Source organism: Methanocalculus sp., assembly GCF_029762515.1.
GTDB lineage: Archaea > Halobacteriota > Methanomicrobia > Methanomicrobiales > Methanocorpusculaceae > Methanocalculus.
Genome location: NZ_JARVGN010000080.1, coordinates 1 through 7006, shown reverse-complemented (window position 1 = coordinate 7006; position 7006 = coordinate 1). Strand labels below are relative to the sequence as shown.

7 protein-coding genes are annotated in these 7006 nt (G+C 54.4%); 2 read left to right on the top strand and 5 right to left on the bottom strand.

What is annotated here, in order from left to right; genetic code table 11:
- Window positions 1-1405, top strand: a 1405-nt coding sequence (locus tag QCH34_RS04240) for a CoA-binding protein (RefSeq protein ID WP_300330595.1), incomplete at its 5' end; no start/stop codon positions are given.
- A 1-nt stretch (window position 1406) separates the two neighbouring features.
- Here QCH34_RS04240 and QCH34_RS04235 read toward each other — a convergent pair.
- Window positions 1407-2231 (bottom strand): nucleoside 2-deoxyribosyltransferase, encoded by an 825-nt coding sequence (locus QCH34_RS04235; RefSeq protein ID WP_366898316.1) that lies wholly within the window; start codon window positions 2229-2231, stop codon window positions 1407-1409.
- Window positions 2232-2317: 86 nt separating this feature from the next.
- On the opposite strand from QCH34_RS04235, the gene QCH34_RS04230 reads away from it, so the two are divergent.
- Window positions 2318-2812, top strand: coding sequence for a DUF367 family protein (locus tag QCH34_RS04230; protein WP_300330591.1), 495 nt, complete (start codon window positions 2318-2320; stop codon window positions 2810-2812).
- Between the two features lies 1 nt (window position 2813).
- On the opposite strand, the gene QCH34_RS04225 is transcribed toward QCH34_RS04230, so the two are convergent.
- The 4 genes from QCH34_RS04225 to QCH34_RS04210 all read right to left on the bottom strand — a co-directional run.
- Window positions 2814-4733: an Nramp family divalent metal transporter gene (locus QCH34_RS04225; RefSeq protein WP_300330589.1), complete on the bottom strand. Its 1920-nt coding sequence runs from the start codon at window positions 4731-4733 to the stop codon at window positions 2814-2816.
- Between the two features lie 37 nt (window positions 4734-4770).
- Window positions 4771-5265: a YkgJ family cysteine cluster protein gene (locus tag QCH34_RS04220; RefSeq protein ID WP_300330597.1), complete on the bottom strand. Its 495-nt coding sequence runs from the start codon at window positions 5263-5265 to the stop codon at window positions 4771-4773.
- A gap of 18 nt (window positions 5266-5283) precedes the next feature.
- Window positions 5284-6021: a class I SAM-dependent methyltransferase gene (locus tag QCH34_RS04215; protein ID WP_300330587.1), complete on the bottom strand. Its 738-nt coding sequence runs from the start codon at window positions 6019-6021 to the stop codon at window positions 5284-5286.
- A gap of 60 nt (window positions 6022-6081) precedes the next feature.
- A partial coding sequence (locus QCH34_RS04210; protein ID WP_300330585.1) for a hypothetical protein occupies window positions 6082-7006 on the bottom strand: 925 nt, incomplete at its 5' end.

Genomic DNA, 7006 nt, shown 5'->3' with positions numbered 1-7006 from the left:
TGCCCGGTTCATCGAAGGGGAGCAGCAGAAACAGGAGGAGATGGCTCTTTTGCCACTTGATCCCGCTATACTGAAGCCCCGGTCAATTGCGGTCGTCGGCGCAAGCCCTGATCAGGGGAAGATCGGCTATACAATCACAAGAAACCTCCTCTCTTTTCCCGGCAGGCTCTATCCGGTAAACCCCAGACATCAGGAGATCCTCGGGAGGAGGGCATATCAGAAGGTGACGGAGATTCCTGAAGCGGTTGACATGGCGGTGATTGCCGTGCCTGCGGCGGTAGTTCCGTCGATAATCTCGGATTGTGCCCGGAAGGGTGTCAGAACTGCGGTCATCATCTCATTTGGATTCCGGGAGTCCGGAGAGGAGGGAAAACTGCTCGAAGAGGAGATCGTCAGCATTGCGAGAAAGAACGGGCTTCGGATCATCGGGCCAAACAGCCTCGGGATCATGGTGCCGCCGGAACAGATCAATACAACCTTCAGCAACAATTCTGCAAACCCGGGACCCTTTGGATTCATCTCACAGAGCGGGGCATTGATAACAACGATTGTGGACTGGAGCATTCAGGAGGAGATCGGGTTTTCTGCTATCATCAGTGCCGGAAACCAGTCGGATATCAGTTTCGTCGATTACATCGATCTCCTCGCAAAAGATGAGAATACCTCTGTAATCATACTCTATATCGAGGAGATACGCGAGGGGAAGCGGTTCCTTGAGACTGTCTCCCAGGTATCAAAAGAGAAACCTGTGGTGGCGATCAAGGCCGGGAGATCCCGGATCGGGAGGGCAGCCGCTGCATCCCATACCGGTTCCCTTGCCGGCGACTACCAGACCTATCGTGCGGCATTTCGGCAGGGGGGAGTGGTTCCTGCCGACTCGATCAGATCCGCGTTCCAGATCGGGACAATACTCTCAGGGCAGGGCTATCCAAAAGGGAACCGGGCTGTTGTCGTGACGAGTGCGGGCGGTTTTGCGGTCCTCTCATCAGATTATGCAGAGAGGAACGGAATCGATCTCGTCATGCTCCCGGACGGGGTACATGCTGAGATGGATGCGATCCTCCCGCCGGGATGGAGCGGCAGAAACCCGATCGATATGATCGGTGATTCGACCACAGAACGGTTTGCAAAGGCCTTTGATATTCTCCTGAAAAACCAGGATTTCTGGGATATTGCCATCATCATTTCTGCTCCGACCGCAATAGCAGATCCAAAGCAGCTTGCACTTGAGATCGTTCGGTTTGGCGAGCATACAGCAAATATGGTGGTTGCTGCCCTTCCCGGAGGGGATTCGGTGAAGCCCGGCTTTCCTGTCCTCAGGAGAGGCAGGGTGCCGGTCTTCAATGAGGTCGAGGATCTCTTCCGGGCTGTCGGGGAGATCCTTATGGCAACAAAGCAGGGCTGACTCAGTGGTGAAGCGGGGAGATGAGGGTGTGCGGCAGATCCTCTTTTCTGGTGACCACAACAGATGATCGCTCCAGCATCAGGTTCACATGCTCGTTATGACCTGCTTTCCTGAAATCTGTCCTGAGGGAAACAACGGGTATCCCTTTTGCATACGCATACCCAATCTCCCATGCGGTGCCTGAATCGGCATCGGCCCCGTCAATAATCGCAACCATCCAGTCTGTTGTTTTGAGTGCTTCACAGTGAGACTGGAAGATCTGATCTATTGCATCCTTATCGCGGCATGCCGAATCCTGACCCACCTCCTGGGGAAGATAGACCTCAAAACAATGGGTGGCAAGCAGATCCCTGATCAATTCATTGTATCGGCGTTCGGCTTCTGTGAAGAGCGGTGACGCAAGATAGACCCGGTACCGGGCGAAATCAAACGCATCAATAGCCGGTATTTCCCGGAATCGGGAGAGAAACACACCGCGGTGATTCACTTTCTCTTCAGGGCTGTACCAGGTGGTGTTCACTCCGCAGGCAGGCGATGAGTCTGCTCCGATGATGCAGAGCGGCTCCCCCCGCTGAAGGATGATCTGCCGCACCTCAATTTCCAGCCGGTCAATGAGAAGTTCGAATTCAGGTGTGTTCAGCCGCTCCGTGAATGTCCCGGGAACCCGGTTCCTTCCGAGATAGAGCGTCTCTGCGCAGGGAAGCGGAACAACCTCAAGCCCGAATGCCGAGCACCTTTTCAGGCAGGCAGCATATGCCCTGAGATCCTCATCCCGTGTGATCCCTTCAGCCCGGAGAGAGGGATCGAGGATACAGGGTGCAACCATCACATACATAACAGCTCTATTGGTGCTTCTCATTGATTGATTGATCGCGGTGCTTGATGTGATATGAAGCGCAAGATAGTACTGTCATGATACCTCTCATCTCGTACCGCGACAACACCTGTGATCCCAGGAAGTGCACCATTAAACGGCTTGAGCGGTATGGCTTTGTCAGGGTTGTCCCGTCATTCCGACAGGTGCCAAAGGGAACGCTCCTCCTTGACCCTACCGCCGGAGTAGTCATCTCACCAGCTGATCGGAGTTGGATCCGTTCGATCACCGCCCTCGACTGTTCATGGGAGGTGCTTGAACGGGAAGAGCTCTCGATCTTCCGGGGGCGGAGGGCTCTTCCGTTCCTTGTCGCAGCAAACCCGGTCAATTTCGGAAAACCCTTTGTCCTCTCGTCGGTCGAGGCGCTTGCCGCTGCATTGATCATCCTCGGGGAGCGCGATCAGGCAGAGCTGATCCTCTCAAAGGTGCCGTTTGGTATCCGGTTCCTCGAGGTGAATGCAGAGCCGCTTGCAGAATATGCAGCAGCAGTCGATAGTGCCGGGGTACTTGCCGTGCAGGCCGAGTACCTCTGATTTACTGATCATCCTTCTCAGTCTCAAGCTCCGGATCGATCTCTTTTCTGATCCAGCAGACGAGATCCTTCATATCAATCTCTTTTTTGTACTGATTCTCGATCACAAGGTACAGGATCAGCCCGGCCGCGGTCACCACCGACATCGGGAGCAGTGTTGCGCGAATAACATCCAGTATCTCTGAAAAAGGGGTCCCGATGGTGAGAAGCGGGAGGATTACAAGGATATGGAGCGCTTCTGCTGCCACCCCGAGGATGGCAAGACGGAGCGGTGTGAAAGGGAGCCATCGCCTCCCGACCACACCTCCCAATATACCGGCAACGATCGTGGCTATTGCACAGGGAAGAGCAGTCCAGCCCCCAAGCGAATACCGGTAGAGACCACCGATGAGTCCGGCTGCCGCACCGGCTATGGGACCGCCGATGAGTCCGGCGATGATCGGCCCGAGATCCCGGAAGTTCAGGAGGACACCTTCAAAGTTGAAGCCCCGGAATGTCCCGTATATCGAGAGTGCTCCAAAGATGAGGATCAGCCAGAGAAGATCGGTTTTTGTCGCAACCCCTCTCCGGTATGCCGAGGCCAGATCTGATCTGACAAAGACGAAGAGGACGAGGAGAACCATTGCGAGCCGTTCCATCAACGGTACGCCAAATGCAAGGATCGTCGCCTCCTCAAGCAATCCGACAAGGAAAAAGATACCGGATCCGATCGCCATGACGGCAAGCCAGATGCGGGATCCCCGGTGCCCCCGGGGAAGATTGTTATCAATATAGATGAGGGCAAATCCGATAACCGCAAAGAGGATCGACGAGACGACAGAGACATGCTTGATCACGGCTTCGGGGCTTCCGATATAGATTGAAGCAAGGATGATAACAGAGAAAGCAAGGAGGATCAGCCGGTACAGTTTCTTTGCCGGTATCTGAATACCGCCCGCTTCCCGGAGGATACCGCAGATCGCACGCGCACGCCCGTCCATACCGGAGATTGCTGCACCCGCAAGCAGAATGAACGAAGAGAGGACGAATACCGGGGCTGCGAGGGGTATTGTCATAAAGAGATGGGTTGAGACGGCAATGGCCGAGATGACACCCTCATCGATGGCATGGAATGAATGGCTGTAATTGGCACCAATCGCCAGAAATACCAGGCTCATCAAGGCGATAAGCCCAAATCCGATGAGAAGATCGGTCCGGACGATCCGCATCTTCTCGGGAAGATCGCTGGTGCAGGGCTTTCCGCCGGTCTTCTCATGAAGCCAGACCGAATAGAGGAGGAGGTTCAACCCGGCACCAACCGCCCCGAGGAGAGCCATAATCTCAATATACTGATGGGGATCCAGGTACGGAATAAACCCTTCTGCAACCTCGGTTACCGGGACATGGAGGGCAAGGAGGCTGAAGAGGATACCGGTAAAGAGGAGGATCATCATCCCGATGATCACCTTTTCCAGCCGCTCATAGCTGCCTTTCCAGAGGAGAAGGAGGATCATGGCGAGGGTTGCAATCGCAATCACCTGGATCGGAATATCGATGGGGAGCAGGTAATAGAGGAAATGCGCCGCGATAATGAGGAAACCACCATATGCAAGCATCTCGAGGATATAGATGATCGTGATGAAGGTGACCTCCCAGTTCCGCGGCCCAGGAATGGACCGAAGGCCCGAGAAGATCGTCTTCCCCGTGGAGAGGGTATAGCGGGCGATCCCATAGGCAAAGGCATACTTATAGATGAGCGCGATTGCAAAGACCCAGAGGAGGCCATAGCCGGTATGGAGTCCCGCATTGATGATCTCAACAAGCCCCGATTCCCCGGATACCTCAAGTGCAAGGATGAAGACCGGCCCTAGAAAGAAGAAGCGTTCTGCAATCCGCCTTCGCAATGAGGTGATTTGCGCGGGAAGGGCTGTTTGGATCTGCACCCTGATCTATTTGTCGTTTGGAAAATAAAAGACCCGCTCAGGTACGCACCAGATACCCTGCTGATCTGATCATTCTGATGACCGCATCATCCCAATCAAAATCAGATAGTTTCTCCAGAAGATGAGCTCTTTCTGCAAAGATGGCAAGGAGAACCGGATCATCTGATCCGAGATGGCGGGATTCCATGATCCGCCCTGCCCGCCTCCCGCTACTATCAAGGATGAGCATGCGCCAGCATCCATAATCACGGCATATCTCGGGTCGTGTTGCATGGACAGAGCAGTAGCCTTTCTCTTCCTCTGGGATGAACCGGAAGAAGGGGCATGCTTCCGGGCGATCTAGAAAGGTGCTCTTCTTAAGATTCTTATCCAGAAAGAGGGCGGTTTTGTCGGGATCGATCGTAACAGTTGTCCTCTCGCCGGAATAACGGTTCAAAACAATATACCGTAGATTGCCGAGATCGGCTTCTATGGTATGGACAAGACCAAGATGGCTGCAACAGTCGCCGCACTGGCTGCATTCAAATACCAGGCTGACTCCCCCGGACCATCATTCGGCACCCTTTCCAAAGATCCATATCGCCCATCCAAAGGCTTCCCTTCCATAGACGAGATATTCATCCTGGATTTTGCAGAGGTACTCCTCAATCTCCTCCCGCTCAGGATGTGAAGGATGTTCGTCAAGCCACCTGATACACTGCCGCCAGATGGCGCTCTCGTAGCGGTCATGGTCATCAGGAGATGCCCTGATCACAGCCCGTAACCTGAGCCCGAGATCACGGGCGGCGGCTACAAGGCCGTATTCAGTGGGGATCTCCTGCCACTGGACCGCAAATTCCGGCGGAACAGAGGCGCTCTGCCAGTAGCGATCCCCGATAACAATACTGCCTCCGGGTCTGGTGATCGCTTCACAATGAGCGAGGGCGGGCACTACACCCCCGAAGATGAAGGCAGAGCCGATGGCAACAGTACAGTCAGATTGTTCATCCGGCTCCCATGCTGCGGCATCGCCTTCAATGATCTGAATCCGATCTGCCGCCCCTTTTTCATCAACTGCTCTCTTTGCAGCGGCAGCCGATTCCTTTCTCAGTTCGATACCGGTTCCCCGGATACCATATGCATCATCCCAGAGGGAGAGAAGGGTGCCGTTTCCGCAGCCGATATCGTAGACATTATCGCCTGAACTGATCGCAGCAAGCTCTCCTGCCCTCAGGATCATCTCAGCCGTGACCGGGTTCATCAGGGGGAGGCGGGACTGGGCGATTGTTTCGATCTCATCAGGGTGCATGGGACTTCCTCATGTCCAGAGTATAGTCAGGTTGCGGTAAAAAAGGTAAGGGGAAGATGATCACGCAGGTGCCTGCTCTTCTTCCGGAAGGAGGGCATAGCCTGAATCGAGTCTGCCAAGCACTGCTAGCGAATAGGTGCGGAAGAAGGTGACGAAGGGTACCGATATCAGGAGAACTACCGGAATTGCGATGATCAGGTATGGGATGAGGAGGAGAAGGAGGAACGAGAGGTTTGCCATCTGAACCAGCAGGTACAGGAAGAGCCCGATGAGAGCAAAGGGGATGGCAACGATCCCAAGCGCCAGGAGGGTGAAGAGGATCATGACCACACCGGCACCAAGCGCTGCTAAGAACCTGACAACCAGGTAGATGATCCCCTGCATCCACTGTCTGCTGATGATCGAGTAGAACTCTTTCCACCCATCAATCACCCCACAGTCCTTCTGGATCATGATCGGGACAACGAAATCGATAGTAATCAGCTGGATAATCCCGACGATGATTGCAAGTACAATGAGGATCGGGAAGAAGAGAATGAGAGTAAGTACCAGTGAGATGCCACCTGCAGGGCCCGCGAGACCCCCGGCGAGAATGATGAGCGGTATGATAAGTGCTGCGAGAAGCACGAGGAAGAGAACTGCAATTCCAATCTGGAAGAGGAAAAGACTGGTACCCATCCCGGCACGCGGGCTGAAATATTCCCGTATCTTCACGTTCCCCGTTCGTATGCAGTCAACAAAGACGAACTGGAAGATCGATCCAATCAGCATGAAGAGGAGGGCAAGAGCTATGATCAGGAGGACGATGGCAATGATCAGCCCGGCCATATCGGGCAGGGCCTCGGGCATAAAAACCATGGGGAGATCATCTGACGTGGTGCTGCTGCCTGAAGACCATGTAGGCTGCGGGAACCCGGCGCCGCCCCAGCCGATGAAGAGAGCAATAAGAGCGATGCGGAACCAGATTCCTTTCCGGAAAGGCCAG